We start from the raw sequence: 22,572 nt of genomic DNA, 5'->3' as shown, positions 1-22,572 counted from the left end.
GCGACAGCAGCGGTTTTTTTACCAGTGGATGACGTGCTGACGGGTCGCACCTTCCCGGCGTACGTCAAAGACGCTGGCGAAGGCAGACGACTCGTCGGACGCCACCTCAACCATTCGGCTGACCGAACTCGGTGCAACAGTTCCATTCGCCAAGTCGATCTTTCTTTACGTTGAGCGTGCCAATATTTCCATCGCTCCGATACACCGACGAGTAGATGGCGAATTGGTCGGCATCCGCTTGAGACACGGGCTGCTCTTGAATTCCGGGTGGTGCCACCGAGACGGGGCCGTTTACAGTATTGACTGTGTAGAGGTATGGAGCGCCTGTGGCGCGATCACCGATGCAGTGGCGTTTCCGACAAATCCCAAGAGCACCAAGCTGCTGAACATTGCGATCATCTTCATCATCAAACGCTCCGTTTCGATCCCCTGCTGCACAAGTGTCACTGCCTTCATGGCTGCCGTCAAACCTCAATCCAGGCGTTATTTGCGAAGGTCGAGCTTGATCGCATTAGATTGTGATGTCCGTGCATCCTGCGAACAGTCACGCGCGTTCATCGGAGCTCGAGCAGCACTGCGGCAGTCCAGGCGCCGGTCAGACCGCTGCGGCGGCTCGTAGAATCGGCGCATGCTCGCATTTGCTCAGGGCGCGTGGGAGTGGCTGGCCACCATTCCCCACATCGAAGCGCTCCTTCTCGCCGCCTATGTGCTGTACCTGCTGTGGATCGCGGGCTGGATCGTGCTGCAGAAGCGCGAACCGGTGGCCACGCTGAGCTGGGTGCTGTCGCTGGCGGCGCTGCCGTACCTTGGGCTGTTGATCTACTACTGGCTGGGCCCGCAAAAGGTCAAACGGCAGCGGCTGCGGCGCGGGCGCTCGCGCTCGGGCATGGAAAGCTACAGCAGCGTCTGCCCGCCGGATGCCGACTGCACCGAGCTGGCCAAAATCGCCCAATCCACCACCGGGCTGGCGCCCAGCAGCGCCACCGAAGTGCACTGGCTGGTGGATGGCGCGGCGACGTACGCCGCCATCATCGAGGCCATGCGCGGTGCGCGCGACCATATCCATCTGGAGTACTACATCTTCCAGCCCGACCATAGCGGCACCGCGATCTGCGCTGCGCTGATGGAACGTGCCCGCGCCGGGGTCAAGGTGCGGCTGCTGATGGATGCGATCGGCTCATCGGCAATGACCCGACGCGCCCTGCGCACGCTGCGCGAGGCCGGGGTGGAAACCGCCTGGTTCCATCCCTCGCAATTGCTCAAGCCGTTCAAGCGGCCGTGGTTGAACCTGCGCACCCACCGCAAGGTGATCGTCATCGATGGCCGGGTCGGCTTCACCGGCGGCATCAACGTCACCGACGACGAAAACGAGCAGGTGCGTCAAGATGCCTATCGCGATCTGCACGTGCGCTTGCAGGGCCATGTGGTGCGCAGCCTGCAGCTGGTGTTCCTGGAAGACTGGCTGTATGCCACCGGCCAGGGCCGCGCGGCCTTCCACGGCCAGCAGCTGTGGCCCGACGGTGTGCCCACCCGCGCACAAGGCACCGTAGAGGCGCAGGTGCTGGTGTCCGGGCCGGATTCGTCCTGGGAAGCGATTCACCGGCTGATGGTCGCAGCCATCCACGAAGCCAAGCACCGGGTATGGCTGGTCACCCCGTATTTCGTGCCCGGCGAAGCCGCGCGCATGGCGCTGACCTCGGCCGCGCTGGGCGGGTTGGACGTGCGCCTGCTGGTGCCGCGGGTGAGCGATTCGCGCCTGGTCACCTATGCGGCACGCTCGTATTTCGACGAGCTGCTGGAAGCCGGCGTGCGCATCTACGAATACGGCCCACGCATGCTGCACACCAAGGCGCTGCTGGCCGACGACGATGTCTGCATCGCCGGCAGCGCCAATTTCGACAGCCGCAGCTTCCGGCTCAATTTCGAATTGTCGATGCTGTTCCGCGACCAGGCGGTGGCGGCAGAGATGGCCGGGCTGATCGGCACGGACATGGCACAGGCCCAGGAGGTGCGCTTCGTGCGGCATCGGCCGTTATGGCGTTCACGCCTGCCGGAAGCGTTCGCACGGCTGTTGTCGCCGCTGCTCTGACCAACGGCGCGGCGCCCACGTGGAACCGTACCGTGCCCGACGCTACACTGCCGCCATTCAACGGGGAGCTCATCATGCACTGGCTATTTCTGCTTATGGCACTGGGTGCGCTGGTGCTGGCCTTCAGCACGCCGCACGTGTGGTTGCTGGTAGTTTCGCTGCTGGTGGCGTTGCTGCTACTGCTGCTGTGGACGCGCGGCTGGTTCGCCTCGCGCATGGACGACACCCAACGCGATACCCGCAGCATGATCGATCCGGCCGAGCTGCGCCGCCTGCGCGAACTGGCAGAAGCACGCAAGTCGGCCGCGCTGGCCGCTGCACGCGACAGCGAGCCGCAGGCCTGACGGCGACCGGATGACCATCCAACTCAGCGTCAACGTCAACAAGATCGCGGTGCTGCGCAATTCGCGCGGCGGCACCGATCCGGATGTGCTGCAGGCCGCACGCACCTGCATTGCCGCCGGTGCGCACGGCATCACCGTGCATCCGCGCCCGGACCAGCGGCATATCCGTGCCGGCGACGTGCTGGCGTTGAGTGCGTTGACGCGTGAGCATGCGGTGGAATTCAATATCGAAGGCAACCCATTCGCGCCGCCACGCGCGGGCTATCCGGGGTTGCTGGAATTGTGCCGGGCCACACGCCCAGAGCAGATCACGCTGGTACCGGATGGCGACGGGCAACTGACCTCCGACCACGGCTTTGATTTTGCACAGGACACCACGCAACTTGCCGAGCTGATCGCCGCGTTCAAGGCGGTTGGCAGCCGTGTCAGCCTGTTCGTGGATGCCGGCAACCCGGACATCGCCGGCGCTGCCGCACTGGGCGCAGATCGCGTCGAGTTGTACACCGGCCCGTATGCCCACGCGCATGCCAGCGGGCAGACGGATACCGCTTTGGCGCTGTTCGCCGATGCCGGGCGGCGCGCCAGTGCCGCAGGCCTGGGCATCAATGCCGGACACGATTTATCGCAAGCCAATCTCGGCGATTTTCTCGCCGCGGTGCCGGGTGTGCTCGAAGTCTCCATCGGCCACGCTCTGATCAGCGAAGCCTTGTACCAAGGATTGGAGGCGACGGTGCGCGCGTACGTCGACATTCTGCGAGGCAGCCAAGTTGGCGCTTGAGTTCATGCAGTAACGAAACAGCCTGCGCATACTTCATGCACGCAGGCGAGCGGTTATTGCGCGCGTCCGATCACTGCGTCTGCATCTGCTGCGCCATCTGAGCGAATCAGGTCAGCGCTTTACAGCAGCTGTCGCTCGCGCTCAATCGCTACAGCGCAATCGGATCGCCATCGCTACGCCACAGGCGGGTTTACAAGCATCAAGACGCACACAACAGACATAAAAAAACGCCACCGTTTCCGGTGGCGTTGCAGTCGCGTCATGACTGTTGTGTTGCGGTCTTGCAGATACGTTTTTACTGCTGCATGAAGCCGATTTTCTTCATCTGCGCGTTCTTCGCAGCGGCCAACACCTTGGCCATCACTTCGTACTCCGCATCTGGATTTGCATCGATGCGCAGTTCCGGCTGATTGGTCGGATCGGCCTGCACCACTTCTTCCATCTTCTGCTGCAACTGATCGACCGGGGTCGGGCTGTTGTTCCAGGACACCTGGTTGCTGGCGTCGATACGCAAGTCGATCGGCGGCGGCGGTTCGGTCGTCTGCGGTGGCGGGTTGAGCACCCGCTGCGGCAGATCCACGGCGATCGGGTAGGTCATGATCGGCGCGGTGACGATGAAGATGATCAGCAGCACCAGCATCACGTCCACGAGGGGCGTGACGTTGATGTCGGCCATCGGTCCACGGCTTCCACCAGTACTAAATGCCATGGCTTACTGCCCCTTCACTTTGGTTGCAACGAAACCGACGTCCAGCATGCCCTGACCCTGCGCGATCTTGGTGATCTCGTTGATCGTACGCATCTTGGTCGTGCGGTCGCCACGCAAATTGAGCGGCGGCTGCGGGGTCTGCTGTGCTGCGGTGGACAGGCGCGACTCCAAGGCTTCCTTGGAAATCGGCTCGTCGTTCCAGTACAGCGACCCATCTTCCTTGACGGCCAGAGTGATCGGCGCGGCGCGTTTCTCCGCATCTTCCTTCTGGATCAAGTTGGCCTGCGGCAGCTCCACCTTGACCTTATGGGACATCAGCGGCGCCGTAATGATGAAGATGATCAGCAGCACCAGCATCACGTCCACGAGGGGCGTCACATTGATGTCGGCCATCGGGCCACCGCTGTTTCCACTACTGAAGGCCATAACGGGCTCCGTCTAAATCGTTGCGAAGTCGTTCTTTACAACCGGATTAGCGAACGCGCGAACCGGTGGCGAAGAAGTCGTGCAGGTCGTGGGCGAAGGTGTCGAACTTGGCGATCACCGAGCTGTTGACCTTGGAGAAGAAGTTGAACGCGAACACGGCCGGGATCGCGACGAACAGACCGATTGCGGTCATGATCAGCGCTTCACCCACCGGGCCGGCAACGGCGTCGATGGAGGCCGAACCGGTGGCACCGATCTTGATCAGCGCACCGTAGATGCCCCACACGGTACCGAGCAGACCAACGAACGGCGCGGTTGCACCGACGGTCGCCAGCAGGGTCATGCCCGACTGCAACTTGGTGCTTTCGCGGGTCACGGCCTGGCGCAGAGCGCGGTCGACGAACTCCGAACGGCTCAGGCTCTCGCCCAGGCCACCGGTGCTGCCTTCGGCGCGCTGGTGGTGCGCAGCAGCCTGGGCTGCGTCCAGCGCGATCTTGGAAAACGGCTCGGAAGCCGGCTGCTCTTCCATGGCGCGGATGGCGTCCTGTGCATTTGGGGCATCCCAGAACGCGGTAGTGACGCGGTCAGCCGCGCCCTTCAGACGGGTGGCGCGGAAGATGTTGATGACAGTCCAGTACCAGGAGGCAGCGGACATGGAGATCAGGGTGATCAGCACGACCCAAGACACGGCGAAGTCGCCGGGGCTGGAGGTCATTTCGGTGATCAAGTGCTCGAAGCCCATCTGCGACAGAGCGGCCGACGGATTGGAGCCCCCTGCAGCGGCGGCGATAAAGAATTCCTGCAGCATGACGCTTACCTTTGTTGTGTGTGGTGATGAAGGGTGGAGCGAAAGGAAGACAGGATCCTGGGCCGACCGTAGCCGGCCCGTGGATCAGTTCAGAGCAAAGTTGACCGGGACGCGGGCACGTCCGGCAGCTTTCTGCCCGTTGACAGTGGAGGCGTTGAACTTCCACTTGCGTGCTGCGTCCATCGCAGCACGGTCAAGGTCGCGGTTGCGGCTGGACTTTTCGACCGACACATTGGTCACGTTGCCGTTGGCGTCCACATCCACGATCAGGATGACCTCACCTTGGACACCGGCACGGAAGGCTGCCGGCGGGTATTTCGGCGGGTTCATGTTCTTGGACGAGATATCGACGCTGGCGCCAATGTCGCTGGGCTGAGCCGGGGGGGTCGGCGGGCTCGGCGGCGTGACGATATCGCTCGGACGCGGTTCGGGAACGTCGACCACCGGAGCTTCCGGCGGCGGCGGAACCGGTGACGGCTTCGGCGGCGACAGATTCTTGACCGGCGGCGGCGGCTTGTCTTCCGGGGGCGGCGGCGGCGGCGGCGGCGGGGGAGGAGGCGGTGCATCCACCAAGGTAACCATGGTGGTGCGCTCCTTCTCTGCCGGAGCCTTCGGCGCCACTGCAGGGATCAGCAACATCATCAGTGCAGTGAGGTGCAAAGCAATTACAAAAGCAATGCCGATAATGCGGGCCCAGCTCAGACCCTGGTTCCCGGCATCGTAGTCATGCCTGTGGATAACGAGTTGTTCCGTCATGCGCCAATGGCTCTTTCAGTGGGGGCCCCGGATCACTGTGATGATCCCCAGGTTTTTGGACGGCTTTGACACCGCATCAACCCCCAAGCTTATACCAATCCCGAGTCCTGTAACCACTAAAAACACAGGGATTTCGGGGGTTTATTTTCTTTTTTACTTCAGGTTGATGATCTTCTTGGCTTCTTCGGGTTTTTTAACGCCCTTGGCGATCGCCTGCTGTGCGGCCTGCTTGGCCTCCGGGATGCGACCTTCCGAGTGCAGCGCCTTGGCCAGATTCAAATACGTCTCGCCATCCTTGGAAAGCGGTGCGGCCTTCTGCCAGTTTTCGATCGCCTTCGGCACGTTGTCGCTGTAGTAATAAGACTGTGCCAGCGCGAGGTATGTCTGATAATCGGGCTTGAGGATGCCTTTTTGCATACCCTCATTGATGACGGCGATGACGTCCTTTTCTTTGTTTTCGGTGTTGGCGTAGATGGAATACAACTGCTTGTATTCCTTTTCTTCGGTCAACTGCCCGGCAGCACGCAGCTTGTCCATCACGGCGGCGGCCTTGTCCATCTGGTCGGCCTGCATGTACATGCTGGCCAGGTTGAGCTGGGCTTTCTTGTCGTTCGGCGTCTTGGCGGCGAGTGCCTCGGCGGCTGCGACGGCCTCACCGGTCTGGCCGGCTTCGGCGTAAGACGCCATCAGCAGCTGGTTCCAGGTGTCCTTGGGCTGGGGCGAAGCGGCAATGGCCTGCTTCAGCACCGGAATCGCTTCCTTGTAGCGTTCGGCCTGGTACAGCGCCTGGCCCTTGAGGATCAGATCTTCCGGACGCTGCGACTTGCTCTCTTCCAGATACTTGTCCAGCGTGGCCAGACCTTCGGCCTGCTGGTTGTCCTGCAGCTGCAACTGGGCCAGCATCAGCATCGACTGGAACTGGCCGTTGTTGTCCAGCGCGTTCAGACCGATGGCCTGCTGCAGATACTTCTTGGCAGCGGCAGTGTCGTCCAGGTTGTAGGCGGCCTGTGCAGCGAGCTGCGCGGCCAGCGCCTTGTCCGCTGCATTGGCAGCGCTATTGGCCAGGATCTCATCGGCCTGGGAGCGCACGCCCGGATAGTCCTCGCCCTTGTTGAAGGTTTCGATCAGCTTCTGCAGCTTGCTGCTCAACTTCGAGGACGGCTTGATCGTCGGTGCCTGACGGGTCGACTGCGGGTACAGCTCCTCGGCCTTGCCGCTTTTGGATTTGCGGCTGGCGCGTTCGGAAGAACGGTCCGACTGCGCGACCGCATCGGTGACGACAGCCCCACCCAGCGACGCGGCAATGAACAGGGACAACAGGGCTTGCTTGCGGTTGAGCAGTTTCATGTTTCACCTTGGACGATCCGCCGTCGGGCGGTACGAAAAGCGGAATAGGCGCTGTACGAAAAATCTCAGCCGGGAAACTTAGCAGAAAGTCTCAGTTCCCGAAAACGGTTTCCATGTAGTGTTGCGACGAACGGGAACGTGGAACCAACGTCTTAGCGCAGCTAACAGGCAGTCACCGGTCGCAGCGCCTGCGCCAGCAATGTAATGAGGCAGGCGTTGAATCCCGGTCAGCAAGCGCACTGATCGACAAAGGCCGCGCAGGTGCCGTTAGCGGCTCTAGCCGCAACGCGGCACGCGCCCGGCCTGCTTGGCTTGCTGGTAGACAGGTTCGAGCTGGCCAACGTCGGTCTGCAGCTCGCGGATGCGGTTGGCAGGATCGGGGTGGGTCGACAACCACTGGGGTTGGCGATTGCCGCTGACGGCCATCATGTTTTGCCACAGCGTGACCGCCTGCGCCGGATCGAACCCGGCCTGGGCCATCAGACGTTGGCCGACCACATCGGCTTCGCTTTCCTGGGCCCGCGAGCCGGGCAGCAGGAACACTGTCTGGGCGGTCATACCGCCAACCTGATTGACCGCACTGGCCACCCCGTCGCCATAGGCGGCACCGGCAAGCGCGCCGATGATGCCCAGGCCGGTCTGCGCGCCGAGGTGGCGAGTAATGCGTTCTTCGTGGTGACGCGAGATCACGTGCCCGATCTCGTGCCCGAGCACGGCGGCGAGCTGATCCTGGGTCTTGGCGACCGTAAAGATGCCGGTATTCACACCGACTTTGCCGCCGGGCAAGGCGAAGGCATTGGCTTCGTCATCGACGAACAGCGCGGTTTCCCACTTGGTTTCGCGCCATTGTGGCGGCAGTTGCGCCACCAGCGAATTGACGACGCACTGCACGTAGGCGTTCTGCCTGACGTCGGTACTGACTTTTTCCTTGGCCTTGGTCTGCGCGAAAGATTGCGCGCCCAACTGGTCCAGTTGCTGTTGCGACACGCCACCCACCACCTGTCGGCGGCCGGTTGGCGACGTTGTGGTGGCACATGCCGTGAGTGCAAGCACGGCAAAAACAGTCAACAGCTTGGCTTTCATGCGATCGCCCCTAGAACCCTTGGGCCATTTTGGCAGGCTCGTCTGAACATTTCGTCAAACGGCCCCATGCGCCGCCGAGGCGCATGCGCTCGGTAGGGATTGGGACGCCGAGCGTGCGGGTCAATTCTGTGGTCAGGTACCGCGGCGCCACTGCGGCAGGACAGTCGCAGGTAGCCGCTAGTCGGCTCAACCAAGCCCGGAAAAGTACAACGCCGCCAGCGCGGTGGCGTTATTGATGCCATGCGCAGCAATCGATGCCCACAAGGTGCCGGTGCGCCAATACAGCCACGCGAACGCCGCGCCCATGCTGCCGTACACCAGCCACAGCTGGGCGATGGCAGCAGGGCCGTTTCCGCTGATACCGGGCACTTCATGCACCAGGGCGAAAATTGCCCCACTCAGCACGACACCCAGCCATGGACGGCCGGCACTGAGCAGGCGCCCAAACAGCACGCGGCGGAACAGCAGCTCCTCGTAGGCCGGCGCGATCACCACGGCAAACAGCGTCAATGCCAGCGGCCATTGGTGGAGCGCTTCTTCCATTAACGGCAGGTTGGTCGGCACCGGTTTGATACCCAGCGCCGTAGCCGTCACGCTAACCAGATTGCTAAGCAAAAACACGGCAGCGGCGATCAGCGCAGTCCAGCCCCAAGTGGAGGCGCGGCGCGCGGCAGCCCGCGAGGCGGTTTGTTCTGCAGCAGTGACGCGACGACGCCAGTAGTACAACAGCAACGCCGGCGTGGCTGTGCTGACCAGCGCGGTGACCAGCTGCACCAGCACACCGGGTTGGCCGATGGCGGCCATGACTTCGGAAGGCGAGGGCGTCAGGCCTTGCGCCTTGGCCGCCTGCACATGACTGAAGCCACGCACCGCGCCCCACAGCGCAAAGCCGGCCACACTCAAGCTCAGCAACAGGCCGGCGGCGATCAGCACATCGACCCAAAACCCCACGAGCACGGGCAGCAGCGGCGGCTTGCCGGCAACCGAGCGCGGTGCCGGGGGCGGTGGAAGATCTGTGCTCATCGTCGTCCTGCGAACACCGCACCGACCAGCACGCCGCGATAGCGATGTGCTGGTCGGGACTGGTGGCTCAAATATCCAGGTTGGACACCTTCAGCGCGTTGTCCTCGATGAAGTCGCGGCGTGGTTCGACCACATCGCCCATCAGGGTGCTGAAGATCTGGTCGGCGGCCACCGCATCCTCGATCCGCACCTGCAACAGGCGACGGGTGTCGGGGTTGACGGTGGTTTCCCAGAGCTGCTCGGCGTTCATTTCGCCCAGGCCCTTGAAGCGCTGGACCTGGCGACCCTTCTTGGCCTCGTCCAGCAGCCAGGCGTGCGCCTGCGCGAAGCTGGTGATCGAGTGGCTCTTGTTGCCGCGCACGATCTGCGCGCCCTCGCGCACCAGATCATGCAGGGCCAGCGATACCTCACGCAGCGGACGCAGCTCGCCGCTTTCGAACGCCCCCATCGGCAGCACCTGGGTGAATTCTTCGCCCATATGACGGCGGATCGCCACCAGCGTGGCAGGCGCGTTCTCGGTGGCCGGGTCGAAGCGCAACTGGTAGCGCGCTGTGCCCAGGGTACCGCGATTGAGCACTGCCTGCAGCGCATCCAGGGCCGGATGCTGATTGCCTTCGGCCTGCAGTGTTTCCACATCCAGCGGCGGCAGGTCGATCAATGCGGTCAGCAAAGCCGGGTCGTAGCGGTGCGCGGTGCGCGCAATCGCTTCGTTGGCGCTGGTGAACAGCAGCAGCAGTTTTTCCAGCGCTTCGCCGGTGATCGGCGGCTCGTCGGTGGCCGGAATCAGCGCCGCACCTTCGACCGCATTGCTGGCCAGGTAGGCGTTGAGCGCTGCATCGTCCTTCAGATACAGCTCGCTCTTGCCCTGCTTGAGCTTGTACAGCGGCGGCAGGCCGATGTAGATGTAGCCCCGCTCGATCAGCTCCGGCATCTGCCGGTAGAAGAAGGTCAGCAACAGGGTACGGATGTGCGAGCCGTCGACGTCGGCGTCGGTCATCAGGATGATGCGGTGGTAGCGCAGTTTGTCCGGGTTGTACTCGTCGCGGCCGATGCCGGTGCCCAGTGCGGTGATCAGCGTGCCGACCTGGTCCGACGCCAGCATGCGGTCGAAGCGCGCACGTTCCACGTTGAGGATCTTGCCGCGCAACGGCAGCACCGCCTGGTTCTTGCGGTTGCGTCCCTGCTTGGCCGAGCCACCTGCCGAGTCACCCTCGACAATGAAGAGTTCGGACAGCGCCGGATCTTTTTCCTGGCAGTCGGCCAGCTTGCCCGGCAGGCCGGCGATATCCAGCGCGCCCTTGCGGCGGGTGAGGTCGCGCGCCTTGCGCGCGGCTTCGCGCGCACGCGCGGCATCGACGATCTTGCCAGTGATGGCCTTGGCTTCGTTCGGGTTCTCTTGCAGGAACTCCTGCAAGCGCGCACCGAAGGCGTTTTCCACCGCCGGGCGCACGTCCGAGCTGACCAGCTTTTCCTTGGTCTGCGAGGAGAAGCTGGGGTCGGGCACTTTGACCGACAGCACTGCGATCATGCCTTCGCGCATGTCGTCACCGGTCAGCGCAACCTTGGCCTGCTTGGCGATGCCGTTCTGCTCGATGTAGGTGCCCAGCACGCGCGTCAGCGCGGCGCGGAAGCCGGCCAAGTGGGTGCCGCCATCCTTCTGCGGGATGTTGTTGGTGAAGCAGTACATGGTTTCCTGGTAGGCGTCGGTCCACTGCAGGGCCACGTCCACCACAATGCCATTGTGCTCGCCGGTCACCGAGATCACGTTCGGGTGCAGCGGCGACTTCAGCTGGGCAAGATGCTCCACGAAGCTGCGGATGCCGCCTTCGTAATGGAAATCGTCGCGACGGCCTTCGCCACGCTCGTCGATCAGGGTGATCTTGACGCCGGAATTGAGGAACGACAGCTCACGCAGGCGCCGCGCCAGGATGTCGTAGTGGAACTCGACGTCACTGAAGATGGCCGCGGACGGCTTGAAGCGCAGCGTGGTGCCGCGCTTGGTCGATGCTTCCAGCTGCTTGAGCGGGTACTGCGGCTCGCCCAGCGCATATTCCTGCTGGTAGTGGAAACCATCGCGCCAGATGTCCAGCCACAGGTGCTCGGACAGCGCGTTGACCACCGAAACGCCCACGCCATGCAGGCCGCCGGAGACCTTGTAGCTGTTGTCGTCGAACTTGCCGCCGGCATGCAGCACGGTGAGGATCACCTCGGCCGCGGACACGCCTTCTTCCTTGTGAATGTCGACCGGCACGCCGCGTCCGTTGTCTGACACCGCCACCGAGCCATCGACCAGGATTTTCGCCACGATGTCGTCGGCATGCCCGGCCAGGGCTTCGTCGACCGAGTTGTCGACCACCTCGAACACCATGTGATGCAGGCCGGTGCCGTCATGGACATCGCCGATGTACATGCCGGGGCGCTTGCGGACGGCTTCCAGGCCACGCAGCACGGTGATCTTGCTGGAGTCGTAAGTGCCGTTGGGTGTTGGCGGGGTGTTTTGTTCGTCGGTCATGCGCGTGCCGTTGGCTCCACAACACAGGCAAAGACGGCCGCAGCCGCTTCGCACCGTGGAAAAAGGGGGGATAGCGAAGCAAATTATACCAGTCGGCCTACCCGGGCCGTTGAGCTCAGTCCGAGGGGGCTTGCAGTGCGACCTGACCGTGTTCCACGTGGAACCGGTGCAATAGCGCACCGGCGTCCGCGAGCCCGGGCGGGATCTCGGTCGCGGTGATCAGCATCTGCGCTGGCGCCGAGACCAGCCGGTGCAGGACGCGCGCCTGGTGGTGCCGGTCCAGCTCCGAACCCAGGTCGTCCAGCGCGATCACCGGCCATTCGCTTCGCTCGAACGCAAAGTCTTCTGCTTGTGCAAGGAGGCAGGCGAGGGCAGTGAGCTTGGCTTGCCCGCGAGAAAGTGCATCTTTGCCAGGGAGCACGTCGAAGTGAGGCATCCAATCCGCGCGGTGTGGGCCTTGCGAGGTGTAACCGTTCTGGCGGTCGCGATCGCGGGCTAACAAAAGGGCATCGGCAAGCGAGACCTCGTGGCGTTTCCAGCCTGGGGCGAACGTCAACGCGGACAGCCCAAGCGACGGTGCGATCACGTCTGCCACCGGAATCAGCCGGTCCTGCAGGCGTTCCAGGTAGCGCATGCGCCGGGATGTCAGCGTTTCCCCGGATTCGGCGAGTTCATGATCCCAGGCATCCAGCATGCGCGGCTGCGCGCCTTGTTTGAGCAACGCATTGCGCTGTTTGAGCGCGCGCACGTAGCGACGCCACAAGGCGAGGAAGTCGGGTTCCACGTGGAACAGCCCCCAGTCCAGGAAGCGACGGCGGGGTTCACCACCGCCGCTGATCAACACGTGGCTGCCGGGCTCAAAGGTCACCACGGCCAACGCAGCACACAAAGACCCCAACTGTGCAACGTCTTCGCCATCCAGACGCCCCGTCCATTCCTGGCCGCTATGACGTAGGCCGGCGCGACGTGTCCGCTCGCCTGCAGCACTGCCGCCTTCTTTCCATTCCACGAAGACTTCAAGGTCGTTCGCGCCTTGTTGGATCAGGCCGTCACGGACGCGGCCACGGAAGCTGCGGCCATATGCCATCAGGTGCAGCGCCTCGAGCACGCTGGTCTTGCCTGCACCGTTGTCGCCGGTGAGCAGATTCAATGCACTGGCCGGATGTAGCTCGACGGTCTGGAACCGACGAAGCCGATGAATGGACAACCGCATTACATGCATTGATCGGTGTGCTCTGGCGTGTAATCCGGCATGCCGGTCGGCTCAAAGGATACGTGATCGGCATGAAACCCGCGCAGACATGCAAACGGACGGTCTCGGACAGGCAGGGGATAACGTGTGGATAAAACCAAGGCTCTGCGCCCGATGTCACCTTATCCACAGCTTGTAGGCTGACAAATAGGTCGATAAACACGGGCTTTCGAGGCCATAAATGACTTTAAAAACAACAACCTGATCTACTTTGCGGTGAAATCTGCCCCTACCATCATCTCCAAGCTCTTAAGGTATTTGTAGTTTTAAAAGCAACGCGTGATGTGCATAAGTCGGAAACAGGCTCAGAAAAGCCAATCAGATGTCTGCAAACCTTTCAGCTAGGCGTAATGGCAATTGGTCTTGCTCTGCCTTTCAACTAAAACCGTTCAGTTTCAGGGCTCAAGTGATGATTCAACCGGAATCAACAAAAGTGACTTGGTCTCATAAATGCCAAAGCGAGGCGCTCAGGAAAGAAGTCGCGCTTTGTCGTTCGAGAGGGTCCGCATGAACTCGCCATCTCAGCCGACCACGCGTGAGCCGGTGAGGTTGCCTGTGCGTTAAAACCAGGGCGGTCTCAAGAGTCAAGTGCAACACCTCGAGAGACCTGCTGTTAGCGCAACGTATGGACGGACAGCCCGGCAGGCCATTGATTGTGCAAAAGTTACGTGAGCCAGTGTTTTGACAGAAAACGCGGGTCTGCAGTCGAGAAAAGTGTTGCACTTGGAACTTGAGTCGGCCCAGGTGTCAGCCTCTGGATTCACCTCTCTGTCGGGACCTGCACAGGCCCGCCGATAAACCGATACGTATTCAGGATCCCCCCGAGTTCCGCGCAGAACGCGTCCACGACACCGGTCGCGCGCGGGGTCTATCCAGCAGGTCGATTCCCAAAAACTCGGCTTGCCGTCATCGGATAAGGGGCTGCCAATCCGGAGCCCCCGTCGGTATATGTGTGAGAGCCCGCCTGGCGCAGTGGGTCAAAAGCGACACCAGCGGCGTCAGCCGCTGAGTAACCTGAAATATCGCGCTGAAGATGCCGTTCCAACGCCTGAGCAACGGGCTTGCCGCTTCAGCTAGAACCGCTGCCCCCAGCGCGCCGACTTCCTCGCGTTGTGCGATCGCAGCTAGCAGGGTTACCCAAACAGACACAGCAAGCGGTTCAACAACCAATAAAAAGCCCGGCGTTCGCCGGGCTTCTCGTGTTCCACGTGGAACAAAGCGTCAGAGACGCAGCGGCATCACCACATGACGGGACTTCTCACTGCTGGCCTCGCGCACCAGCGCGGACGAATTCGCGTCTCGCAGCTGGATGACCACGTGCTCATCGCGCAATGCCGACAACGCATCGAGCAGATAGTTGACGTTGAAGCCAATCGCCAGGTCGTCGACCTTGGTGTCGGCCTCAATCTCTTCCTGCGCTTCTTCTTGCTCTGGGTTGTGCGCACTGATCTTCAATTGGCCTGGCGATACTTCCACGCGCACGCCACGGTACTTTTCGTTCGACAGGATGGCCGCGCGCTGAAGCGACGCACGCAGCGCCTCACGATCAACCTTGACCTCGCGATCGGCGCCAATCGGAATCACTGCCTCGTAGTCCGGGAAGCGGCCGTCGATCAGCTTGGAAGTGAAGGTCACATCGCCACGCTTGACGCGGATATGGCTACGGCCGACTTCCAATTCGACCTCACGGTCTGCGCCTTCCAGCAAACGCAGCAGCTCGGTCACGCCCTTACGCGGCACGATGATCTGACGCTTGGCGCCGCCAGCATTCTCAAGCTCCATCTCGCATAGCGCCAAACGGTGGCCGTCGGTGGCCACGCAGCGCAGCAAACCGTCGCGCAGGTCGAACAGCAGGCCGTTGAGGTAGTAGCGAACATCCTGCTGTGCCATCGCAAACGCCGTGCGTTCGATCAGCTCTTTGAGCCCGGCCTCGGGCACCACCACGCGCTCGGTCGCCTCGACTTCGTCCACGGACGGGAAGTCGTTCGCAGGCAGCGTCGCCAGCGTGAAACGGCTACGCCCGGCCTGAACTGTCACCTTGTCACCGGTCTGCGAAATGGTGACCCGGCTGCCGTCCGGCAGGGCGCGCAGGATGTCGAATAGCTTGCGGGCGGGAATGGTGGTTTCGCCGTCTTGCACGTCCTCCGCCATCGTGCGCGCGATCATTTCGACTTCCAGATCCGTGCCGGTCAACGAGACCTGTCCGTCCTTGACCTGCACCAGCAAGTTGGCCAGAACAGGCAGGGTTTGACGGCGTTCGACCACATTGACCACTTGGGCCAACGGTTTGAGGAAGGCTTCGCGCTGCAGTGTAAAACGCATGTGGTTCCGTGCCCCTATGCTTTAAAAGATTATGGAATAAATCAAAAGCTTGGTGGTGATGGTAGGGCCGTTTTCAGCGGATAACCGCCATAACTGTTTGTTTCCAAACACATTTCAGCGCCTGAAACGCTTGGGACTAGTGTGCCTGATCTGGTGGCAAAACCTGTGGATAGTTTTTCCATCGAACCGCCACGCAACGTTATCCACAGATTCTCCCGCATTTGACCCCAACGTTTCCACGCTTTTCTCCAGCGCGGACACGATTGGGGTCCGAGGCCTACTCGCTGAGCTTGCGAATCAGCTTTTCCCAGTCCTCGCGCAGCTTGCCGTCTGCCTCCATCAGCGTGCGGATCTGCCGGCAGGCATGCAGCACGGTGGTGTGGTCGCGGCCGGCGAAGGCATCGCCGATTTCCGGCAGGCTGTGTTCGGTGAGCTCCTTGGCCAGCGCCATCGCCACCTGGCGCGGACGTGCCAGCGAACGCGTGCGGCGCTTGGAGAGCAAATCCTTCATCTGCAGGCCGTAGTAGTCGGCTACTGTTTTCTGGATGTTGGGGATGCCGATGGCCTGTTGCTGCGCGCGCAACAGGTCGCGCAGCGTCTCCTGGGCGAATTCCACCGTGATCGAGCGCCCGGTGAAGTTGGCGCGCGCCACCAGCGTGTTGAGCGCGCCTTCCAGGTCGCGCACGTTGGAGCGCATCTTCTTGGCGATCAGAAATGCCACGTCGTCGGGAATCTCGGCGCCACGCTCGCGTGCCTTGGCCAGCACGATGGCTGCACGGGTTTCGAAATCCGGCGGATCGATCGCGACCGACAAGCCCCAGGCCAAGCGCGACTTCAACCGCGGCTCCAAGCCCTCCACTTCGCGCGGGTAGCGGTCGCAGGTCAGGATGATCTGCTGGCGGCCATCGAACAGCGCGTTGAAGGTGTGGAAGAACTCTTCCTGCGTACGGTCCTTGCCCGCGAAGAACTGGATGTCGTCGATCAGCAACGCATCAATCTGCTGGAACTGGCGCTTGAACTGATCCATCGCCTTGTCCTGCAGCGCCCGGATCATCGCGCTGAAGAACTGTTCCGAACGCAGGTACATCACCTTGGCAGCCGGTTTGGCTTGCCGCAGTGCATTGCCCGCCGCGAACATCAGGTGGGTCTTGCCCAGGCCGGTGCTGCCGTACAACAGCAACGGGTTGTGCGCCCGGTCGCCGGGCTTCTGCGCGGCCTGGATCGCGGCGGCCAGACCCAGCTGGTTGCTGCGGCCTTCCACGAAGTTGGCGAAGGTGTAATGCGAATCCAGGTTGCCGGCGAACGGCGCGATCGGCGCAGCCTGCGGCGCAATGGTCGCCGCGACGGGTGCCGGAGCCGGCTCGGGCGCACGTGGACGCGACCCCACGGCCAGCGCCACTTCGCCATTGCCGGCAAAATACGCCAGCAACTCGCGGATGCGCGGCAGGTAGCGTTCGCGGACCTGGTCGACAATGAAGGCATTCGGGGCGTACAGCACGATGCTGTCGCCGCGGTCTTCGGCTTGCAGGGGTTTCAACCAGGTGTGGACATCTTCGGGCGGGAATTCAGCTTCGAGACGTTCCAGACAGCGGGGCCAAGCATCCATCAAAGTATGATCATCTGTTGCTGGCTGCGGCGCGCAGAAAGGCGCCGTGCACGCAGCCCGGTAGTGAAAAGAGGATGGGCCAGACTAGCACCGGGGACACGGTTTTCCCAGAGTTATTCACAGGTCCATCCACAGGCGGCGGTCAGCGTCAGCTGCGGCGATGCGCGCGGGTTGTTGACCAGGGCTGTAGCGGACCTATAGAATTACCCGTTCTATTCGTCTCCATTCATGCAGAGGGCCCCATGGCCACCAAGCGTACGTTCCAACCCAGCAACCTCAAGCGAGCACGCGACCATGGCTTCCGCGCACGTATGGCAACCGCCGACGGCCGCAAGATCCTGGCTCGCCGCCGCGCCAAGGGCCGCAAGCGCCTGAGCGCTTGATTGCCGCGCCGCTCCCTGCGGCCGAGGCAGTCCTTACCGTGAACGCATCGAACCCGTGCAGGCGATTTCCTCGCTCTGCGCGGGTTCGTACGCGTGCGCAATATACTGTCGTTTTCGACAACGCACGCCGCACCTCGGATCCGCTATTGAGCCTGCACTGGCGCACTGGCGATACCCCGCCGCGCCTGGGCATGGCGGTGTCGCGCAAGGTCGATACGCGTGCGGTCGGACGTAACCGCATCAAACGTGTGTTGCGCGATGCCATGCGACATCTCTTGCCTGAGTTGGCCGGTGGCGATTACGTCATCGTGGCGCGCTCGGCAGCTGCAAAAGCGACCAATCCGCAGATCCGCGACGCCTTCCTGCGTCTGTTGCGCCGTGCCGGTGCATTGCCCCTACCTGCTGCGCCCGGCACAATGCCGCCCGCCAGGACGATGCACCCATCCTCCCTTTCCCCGACAGAGCCGGACCTTTAGTTCCGACTGAGCGAGTTGCTGCCCGATGAACCAGACCCGTGTTTTCCTGATTTTTGCCTGGCTGATGGTCGCGGCGCTGCTGTGGATGGAGTGGGGCAAAGAAAAAGCGGCTGCCAATGCGCCCGGGGCGGCTGCGACGCAATCGGTGCCGGCGGCACGTGATCTGGATGCGGCAACGCCAAGCGCGGCGAATGTGCCTGCAGCTCAGCCGATTGCGCAGGCTGGTGCGCCGGGTACGGTTCCGGCAACCAGCACCACCACCGCGACCGCGACCGCGACACCGGCTGCTGCCGGCGCTGCACCGGTGGTCACCCTGACCTCGGACGTGCTGCGCCTGAAGCTGGATGGCCGCAGCGTGCTCGACGCCGAGCTGCTGCAGTTCCCGCAGACCAAGGACGGCACCGCGCCGGTCAGCCTGCTGACGGAAGACGCGGCGCACCCGTACAACGCCACCAGTGGCTGGGCCAGTGAGCATTCGCCGGTGCCGGGCGTCGGCGGCTTTCGCGCAGAACAGCCTGGCACGACGTTCGAACTCGCCAAGGGCCAGAACACGCTGGTGGTGCCGTTCGTGTGGAATGGCCCCAACGGCGTGTCGATCCGTCGCACCTTTACCCTGGAACGTGGTCGCTATGCGATCTCGATCAAGGATGAAGTGATCAACAAGAGCGCCGCGCCGTGGAACGGTTATGTGTTCCGCAAGCTGAGTCGGGTGCCGACCATCCTCAGCCGCGGCATGACCAATCCGGATTCCTTCAGCTTCAACGGGGCGACCTGGTACAGCCCGCAGGCAGGCTACGAGCGTCGTGCGTTCAAGGACTACATGGACGACGGCGGCCTCAATCGCCAGATCACCGGCGGCTGGATAGCGCTGTTGCAGCACCACTTCTTCACCGCGTGGATTCCGCAGAACGACCAAGCCTCGCTGTATGTGTTGAACAAGGACGGCCCACGCGACGTGGCCGAGTTGCGCGGCCCGGCTTTCACCGTGGCGCCGGGCCAGACCGCGACCACCGAAGCGCGCCTGTGGGTGGGTCCGAAGCTGGTCAGTCTGATCGCCAAGGAAGACGTGAAGGGGCTGGACCGCGTGATCGATTACAGCCGCTTCTCGATCATGGCCATCATCGGCCAGGGCCTGTTCTGGGTGCTGAGCCATCTGCACAGCTTCCTGCACAACTGGGGCTGGGCGATCGTCGGCCTGGTGGTGTTGCTGCGGTTGGTGCTGTATCCGCTGTCGTCTGCGCAGTACAAGTCCAGTGCCAAGATGCGCAAGTTCCAGCCGCGCCTGGCGCAACTCAAGGAGCGCTACGGCGACGATCGCGTCAAGTATCAGCAGGCCACGATGGAGCTGTTCAAGAAGGAAAAGATCAACCCGATGGGCGGCTGCCTGCCGCTGCTGATCCAGATGCCGATCTTCTTCGCGCTGTACTGGGTGCTGGTGGAGTCGGTGGAACTGCGTCAGGCGCCGTGGCTGGGCTGGATCCAGGACCTGACCGCGCGCGACCCGCACTTCATCCTCCCGGCGCTCAACATCGCGATCATGTGGGCGACGCAGAAGCTTACCCCGACCCCGGGCATCGATCCGATGCAGGCCAAGATGATGCAGTTCATGCCGCTGGTGTTCGGCGCCATGATGGCCTTCGTGCCGTCCGGTCTGGTGCTGTACTGGGTGGTCAACGGCGGTTTGAATCTGCTTATCCAGTGGTGGATGATCCGCCAGCACGGCGAGAAGCCGAGCAAGATCATCCGGGCCAACGCCAAGTAAGTTGAAGAAGGCCCGCCGCAAGGCGGGCTTTCTGCATGTCAGCCCGCATCTGTTGTCTCTTTCGCCAAGGACGCCGTCGTGACCACATCGCCGTTGCATCGCCTGCTGCTGTGCGCAAGTTGCGTGGGAGTGCTGGCGCTGGCCGGCTGTGGGAAGCAGGGCGCGAGCGATGCGGCCTCCGCCGCGAAATCCTCTGCTGCAACGACCGCAGGAACGCAGGCCGACAAGAGCGCCGACGCTGCGCAGGCATTGATCGCGCAACTGCGCGAACAGCTGGACCGGCACCGCCGCATCATCGTGCTGCTGGCCGATGAGGACAAGCAGACCCCACGCGATCGCGCCATGTCCAGCAGCGTGGGGCAGCAGCTGTTCCATGAAAATCTCGAGCAGCGCGAACGCATCGCTGCATCGTTCGAAACAGTGCTGACATCCAAGCACGCGAACCGGTTCGCGACGATTGCTGCGGTGCTGGACGAGGTGGAATCGGCGCCGGATCTCTCCGATGCCGACCGCCTCGCCGTTGGCGAGGTATTGCGCGATCTGCATGCGCGCATCGGTCGCGACTCTGCGTTGCCAGCGGTGAAACTGCATCAGCGCATCGGCGAGGATCTGGAGGCGCTGGACGAAATCGAGCGCAGCTACACCAAGGAGCTGACGCAGATCTTCAGTCGCTTCGACCGCAGCCGCGCCATCGTGCCCAAGCGCGAGAAGTGGGACGACTACGTGGCGCATCTGCGCACGCTGTACACGCGCGAGAAGATCCTGCGTGACCATGGCGTGGTGGAGCCGTATCCGTTCTCGGCACGCGACAGCGACAGCGAAGTGTTCGGCCGCGACCTGCCACCCAAAACAGTGGTGCTGACCTTCGACGATGGTCCGCACAAGGCCTATACCGAAGAGATCGTGGCGATCCTCAAACGCTACGACGTGCCCGGGGTGTTCTTCGAAGTAGGGCGCAATCTGGGTAGCCCGGATGCCGCCGGCAAACCCAAACTCGCGCCGCTGTCCAAGATCAGCCGCACGCTGATGGAAGAGGGGTATGCCGTTGGAAACCACAGCCTGACCCACGCGCAGTTGTCCAAAACCACCGGCGCAGCGCAGCGCAGCCAGGTACTGGATACCGACACCTTGCTGCGTGCGGTGGACGACAAGCGCGCGCCGTTGTTCCCGTTTCCGTATGGCGCGCGCACTGCGGAAGGCTTGCAGCTGCTGGGCGAGGCCGGCCTGAAGTCCATCATGTGGAATATCGACTCGCTGGACTGGGCCGACCCGGTGCCGGAATCCATCGTGCAACGCGTGCTCGACCAAGTGAACAAGGCGCAGCGCGGCATTGTGCTGTTCCATGATATTCACGACCGCGCGGTGAAAGCGCTGCCGCAAATTCTTGATCGCCTCATCGCCGATGGTTACCAGTTCGCCGACTGGAATGGTCGCGACTTTTCGGTGGCGCGCGCACCCAGCGCGGTGGCCGATGCCACGGTGACCACCGGCTATGCCCAATCATGGGCGATCGTGATCGGTATCGACGATTACGCACATTGGCCCAAGCTGGAATACGCGGCCAACGATGCGCAGGCGATTGCCAGCACCTTGACCGGACCGCTGGGATTTCCGTCGTCGCAGGTGATCGTGCTCAAGAACGGTGAGGCGACACGCAACAACATCCTCGCCGCATTTCACGACCGTCTCGGCGAAGGCCGCATGCAGACCAACGATCGCGTGTTCGTGTTCTTCGCCGGGCACGGCGCCACGCGCCGGCTCGCCTCCGGGCGCGATCTTGGTTACATCGTTCCGGTCGACTCGGACCCGGAGCATCTGGCCAACGATGCGATCGCAATGAGCGATTTGCAGAACATCGCCGAAAGCCTGCAGGCCAAGCACGTCTTGTTCGTGATGGATGCATGCTACAGCGGGCTGGGATTGACGCGTGGTGGGCCAACGTCCAGCGCGTATCTGCGCGAGAACGCGCGGCGGATTGCACGCCAGATGCTGACCGCCGGCGGTGCCGATCAACAGGTGGCCGATAGCGGGCCCAATGGGCATTCGGTGTTCACCTGGGTGTTGTTGCAGGCATTGGCCGGCAAGGGGGATCTCAATGGCGATGGCTTGATCACCGGAACCGAACTGGCTGCATATGTGGCGCCTGCGGTGCCGGTCGTCTCGGCGCAGACACCGGCATTCGGCAGCCTGCCGGGTTCGCAAGGCGGTGAATTCGTGTTCCAGGTTCCCAGCGGCGAAGAGTTTCTCACTGCAGAGACCGCACAGCTGTCTGCCGATGCGATTGCGCTCAACGGACGCGTGGATGCCGCGCGCCCTGCGCCGGCCACAGCCGGTGCGGCAGCGACGGCAGCGCCGGTCACGGTGAAAACCCTGCAAGGTGGCGAAGCCACGCTGGTGGTGCCCACCGCAGTGAACAGCAGCGACCGCCAACGCGCGCAATTGGCCAACGAACGCGGCTTGCAGTTGTACAAGGAAAAGCGCTACGCCGACGCAGCCGAGCAATTTGCCGAAGCGCTCAAGCTGCGTGCGGATTTTGCACTGGCGGCCAATAACCTTGGTTTTGTGTATTTCCGCCAGGGGCGCTCCGCCGAATCGGCGCGCCGGCTGGAAACTACCTTGAAGATCGATCCGTCGCGTGCGGTGGCCTATCTCAATCTGGGCGATGCGTATGCAGAGGGCGGTGATCGCGAGAAGGCACGCAAGGCCTATTCGACGTATCTGGAGTTACAGCCGCAAGTCAGCGGTGCGGCGCAGGCGCGTGCGCAGCTGCAATCGCTGTGACGCAAGCCGGCCGACACGATGTTGCGCGGAGTCGCCAGCAGGGCGCGACCTTGTCGGCACGGATGGATGAGCCGGAAGGACCCGCGCACAGGTAATAGGCCGCTGGCGATCGTGC

General features: G+C 62.7%; 18 protein-coding genes and 1 pseudogene. 7 read left to right on the top strand and 12 right to left on the bottom strand.

What is annotated here, in order from left to right; all coding sequences use genetic code 11:
- Positions 1-21: 21 nt before the first annotated feature.
- A pseudogene (locus WJW29_RS01685) lies at positions 22-247 on the bottom strand (hypothetical protein); the annotation flags it as partial.
- 381 nt (positions 248-628) lie between these two features.
- Between WJW29_RS01685 and cls the strand changes: the two are divergent.
- The 3 genes from cls to WJW29_RS01670 all read left to right on the top strand — a co-directional run bounded on the left by cls (position 629) and on the right by WJW29_RS01670 (position 3,211).
- Entirely contained in the window at positions 629-2,089 is a 1,461-nt protein-coding gene (gene cls / locus WJW29_RS01680; protein WP_011407167.1) for a cardiolipin synthase, read from the top strand.
- Positions 2,090-2,163: 74 nt separating this feature from the next.
- Positions 2,164-2,433, top strand: coding sequence for a hypothetical protein (locus WJW29_RS01675; protein WP_019301610.1), 270 nt, complete (start codon positions 2,164-2,166; stop codon positions 2,431-2,433).
- A gap of 10 nt (positions 2,434-2,443) precedes the next feature.
- Positions 2,444-3,211, top strand: coding sequence for a pyridoxine 5'-phosphate synthase (locus WJW29_RS01670; protein WP_011407166.1), 768 nt, complete (start codon positions 2,444-2,446; stop codon positions 3,209-3,211).
- Between the two features lie 295 nt (positions 3,212-3,506).
- Here WJW29_RS01670 and WJW29_RS01665 read toward each other — a convergent pair whose 3' ends face one another.
- The 11 genes from WJW29_RS01665 to dnaA all read right to left on the bottom strand — a co-directional run bounded on the left by WJW29_RS01665 (position 3,507) and on the right by dnaA (position 17,055).
- The gene (locus WJW29_RS01665) at positions 3,507-3,920 is read right to left on the bottom strand and encodes a biopolymer transporter ExbD (protein WP_011257016.1); all 414 of its coding nucleotides are present in this window, start codon (positions 3,918-3,920) and stop codon (positions 3,507-3,509) included.
- A gap of 3 nt (positions 3,921-3,923) precedes the next feature.
- A complete protein-coding gene (locus WJW29_RS01660; RefSeq protein WP_010364790.1) occupies positions 3,924-4,346 on the bottom strand; it encodes a biopolymer transporter ExbD in 423 nt (140 codons plus the stop codon).
- A gap of 46 nt (positions 4,347-4,392) precedes the next feature.
- On the bottom strand, positions 4,393-5,154 hold the full coding sequence (exbB, locus tag WJW29_RS01655; protein WP_011257015.1) for a TonB-system energizer ExbB: 762 nt from the start codon (positions 5,152-5,154) through the stop codon (positions 4,393-4,395).
- A gap of 84 nt (positions 5,155-5,238) precedes the next feature.
- Positions 5,239-5,796, bottom strand: a complete 558-nt coding sequence (locus WJW29_RS01650; protein ID WP_075240306.1) for an energy transducer TonB — start codon at positions 5,794-5,796, stop codon at positions 5,239-5,241.
- A gap of 267 nt (positions 5,797-6,063) precedes the next feature.
- Positions 6,064-7,257 carry a tetratricopeptide repeat protein gene (locus tag WJW29_RS01645; RefSeq protein WP_011257013.1) on the bottom strand — a complete coding sequence of 398 codons (1,194 nt, stop codon included), beginning with the start codon at positions 7,255-7,257 and terminating at the stop codon, positions 6,064-6,066.
- Between the two features lie 276 nt (positions 7,258-7,533).
- On the bottom strand, positions 7,534-8,340 hold the full coding sequence (locus tag WJW29_RS01640; RefSeq protein ID WP_011407165.1) for a M48 family metallopeptidase: 807 nt from the start codon (positions 8,338-8,340) through the stop codon (positions 7,534-7,536).
- A 186-nt stretch (positions 8,341-8,526) separates the two neighbouring features.
- Positions 8,527-9,363 (bottom strand): CPBP family intramembrane glutamic endopeptidase, encoded by an 837-nt coding sequence (locus tag WJW29_RS01635; RefSeq protein ID WP_011407164.1) that lies wholly within the window; start codon positions 9,361-9,363, stop codon positions 8,527-8,529.
- A 67-nt stretch (positions 9,364-9,430) separates the two neighbouring features.
- A complete protein-coding gene (gyrB, locus tag WJW29_RS01630; protein WP_011407163.1) occupies positions 9,431-11,875 on the bottom strand; it encodes a DNA topoisomerase (ATP-hydrolyzing) subunit B in 2,445 nt (814 codons plus the stop codon).
- A gap of 115 nt (positions 11,876-11,990) precedes the next feature.
- A complete protein-coding gene (gene recF / locus WJW29_RS01625) occupies positions 11,991-13,097 on the bottom strand; it encodes a DNA replication/repair protein RecF (protein WP_011257009.1) in 1,107 nt (368 codons plus the stop codon).
- Positions 13,098-14,348: 1,251 nt separating this feature from the next.
- Positions 14,349-15,449: a DNA polymerase III subunit beta gene (dnaN, locus tag WJW29_RS01620; protein ID WP_011257008.1), complete on the bottom strand. Its 1,101-nt coding sequence runs from the start codon at positions 15,447-15,449 to the stop codon at positions 14,349-14,351.
- Positions 15,450-15,726: 277 nt separating this feature from the next.
- Positions 15,727-17,055 (bottom strand): chromosomal replication initiator protein DnaA, encoded by a 1,329-nt coding sequence (gene dnaA, locus WJW29_RS01615; protein WP_011407161.1) that lies wholly within the window; start codon positions 17,053-17,055, stop codon positions 15,727-15,729.
- A gap of 242 nt (positions 17,056-17,297) precedes the next feature.
- Between dnaA and rpmH the strand changes: the two genes are divergently transcribed.
- The 4 genes from rpmH (at position 17,298) to WJW29_RS01595 (ending at position 22,457) form a co-directional block, all read left to right on the top strand.
- On the top strand, positions 17,298-17,438 hold the full coding sequence (rpmH, locus tag WJW29_RS01610; RefSeq protein WP_002805908.1) for a 50S ribosomal protein L34: 141 nt from the start codon (positions 17,298-17,300) through the stop codon (positions 17,436-17,438).
- Positions 17,439-17,476: 38 nt separating this feature from the next.
- On the top strand, positions 17,477-17,914 hold the full coding sequence (gene rnpA / locus WJW29_RS01605) for a ribonuclease P protein component (RefSeq protein ID WP_011409863.1): 438 nt from the start codon (positions 17,477-17,479) through the stop codon (positions 17,912-17,914).
- 25 nt (positions 17,915-17,939) lie between these two features.
- Complete coding sequence (gene yidC, locus WJW29_RS01600; protein ID WP_011409862.1) at positions 17,940-19,676, top strand: membrane protein insertase YidC; 1,737 nt, start codon at positions 17,940-17,942, stop codon at positions 19,674-19,676.
- Positions 19,677-19,754: 78 nt separating this feature from the next.
- On the top strand, positions 19,755-22,457 hold the full coding sequence (locus WJW29_RS01595) for a polysaccharide deacetylase family protein (RefSeq protein ID WP_011409861.1): 2,703 nt from the start codon (positions 19,755-19,757) through the stop codon (positions 22,455-22,457).
- Positions 22,458-22,572: the final 115 nt, after the last annotated feature.

This window comes from Xanthomonas sp. JL1 (assembly GCF_038405005.1).
Note: the sequence above shows the minus strand (reverse complement) of the source record. Positions and strands in the feature narration are given on the sequence as shown.

Coding starts and splice junctions, on each gene's coding strand:
- cls (WP_011407167.1), top strand. CDS start 629: ATGCTCGCATTTGCTCAGGGCGCGTGGGAGTGGCTGGCCACCATTCCC.
- WJW29_RS01675 (WP_019301610.1), top strand. CDS start 2,164: ATGCACTGGCTATTTCTGCTTATGGCACTGGGTGCGCTGGTGCTGGCC.
- WJW29_RS01670 (WP_011407166.1), top strand. CDS start 2,444: ATGACCATCCAACTCAGCGTCAACGTCAACAAGATCGCGGTGCTGCGC.
- WJW29_RS01665 (WP_011257016.1), bottom strand. CDS start 3,920: ATGGCATTTAGTACTGGTGGAAGCCGTGGACCGATGGCCGACATCAAC.
- WJW29_RS01660 (WP_010364790.1), bottom strand. CDS start 4,346: ATGGCCTTCAGTAGTGGAAACAGCGGTGGCCCGATGGCCGACATCAAT.
- exbB (WP_011257015.1), bottom strand. CDS start 5,154: ATGCTGCAGGAATTCTTTATCGCCGCCGCTGCAGGGGGCTCCAATCCG.
- WJW29_RS01650 (WP_075240306.1), bottom strand. CDS start 5,796: ATGATGTTGCTGATCCCTGCAGTGGCGCCGAAGGCTCCGGCAGAGAAG.
- WJW29_RS01645 (WP_011257013.1), bottom strand. CDS start 7,257: ATGAAACTGCTCAACCGCAAGCAAGCCCTGTTGTCCCTGTTCATTGCC.
- WJW29_RS01640 (WP_011407165.1), bottom strand. CDS start 8,340: ATGAAAGCCAAGCTGTTGACTGTTTTTGCCGTGCTTGCACTCACGGCA.
- WJW29_RS01635 (WP_011407164.1), bottom strand. CDS start 9,363: ATGAGCACAGATCTTCCACCGCCCCCGGCACCGCGCTCGGTTGCCGGC.
- gyrB (WP_011407163.1), bottom strand. CDS start 11,875: ATGACCGACGAACAAAACACCCCGCCAACACCCAACGGCACTTACGAC.
- recF (WP_011257009.1), bottom strand. CDS start 13,097: ATGCATGTAATGCGGTTGTCCATTCATCGGCTTCGTCGGTTCCAGACC.
- dnaN (WP_011257008.1), bottom strand. CDS start 15,449: ATGCGTTTTACACTGCAGCGCGAAGCCTTCCTCAAACCGTTGGCCCAA.
- dnaA (WP_011407161.1), bottom strand. CDS start 17,055: ATGGATGCTTGGCCCCGCTGTCTGGAACGTCTCGAAGCTGAATTCCCG.
- rpmH (WP_002805908.1), top strand. CDS start 17,298: ATGGCCACCAAGCGTACGTTCCAACCCAGCAACCTCAAGCGAGCACGC.
- yidC (WP_011409862.1), top strand. CDS start 17,940: ATGAACCAGACCCGTGTTTTCCTGATTTTTGCCTGGCTGATGGTCGCG.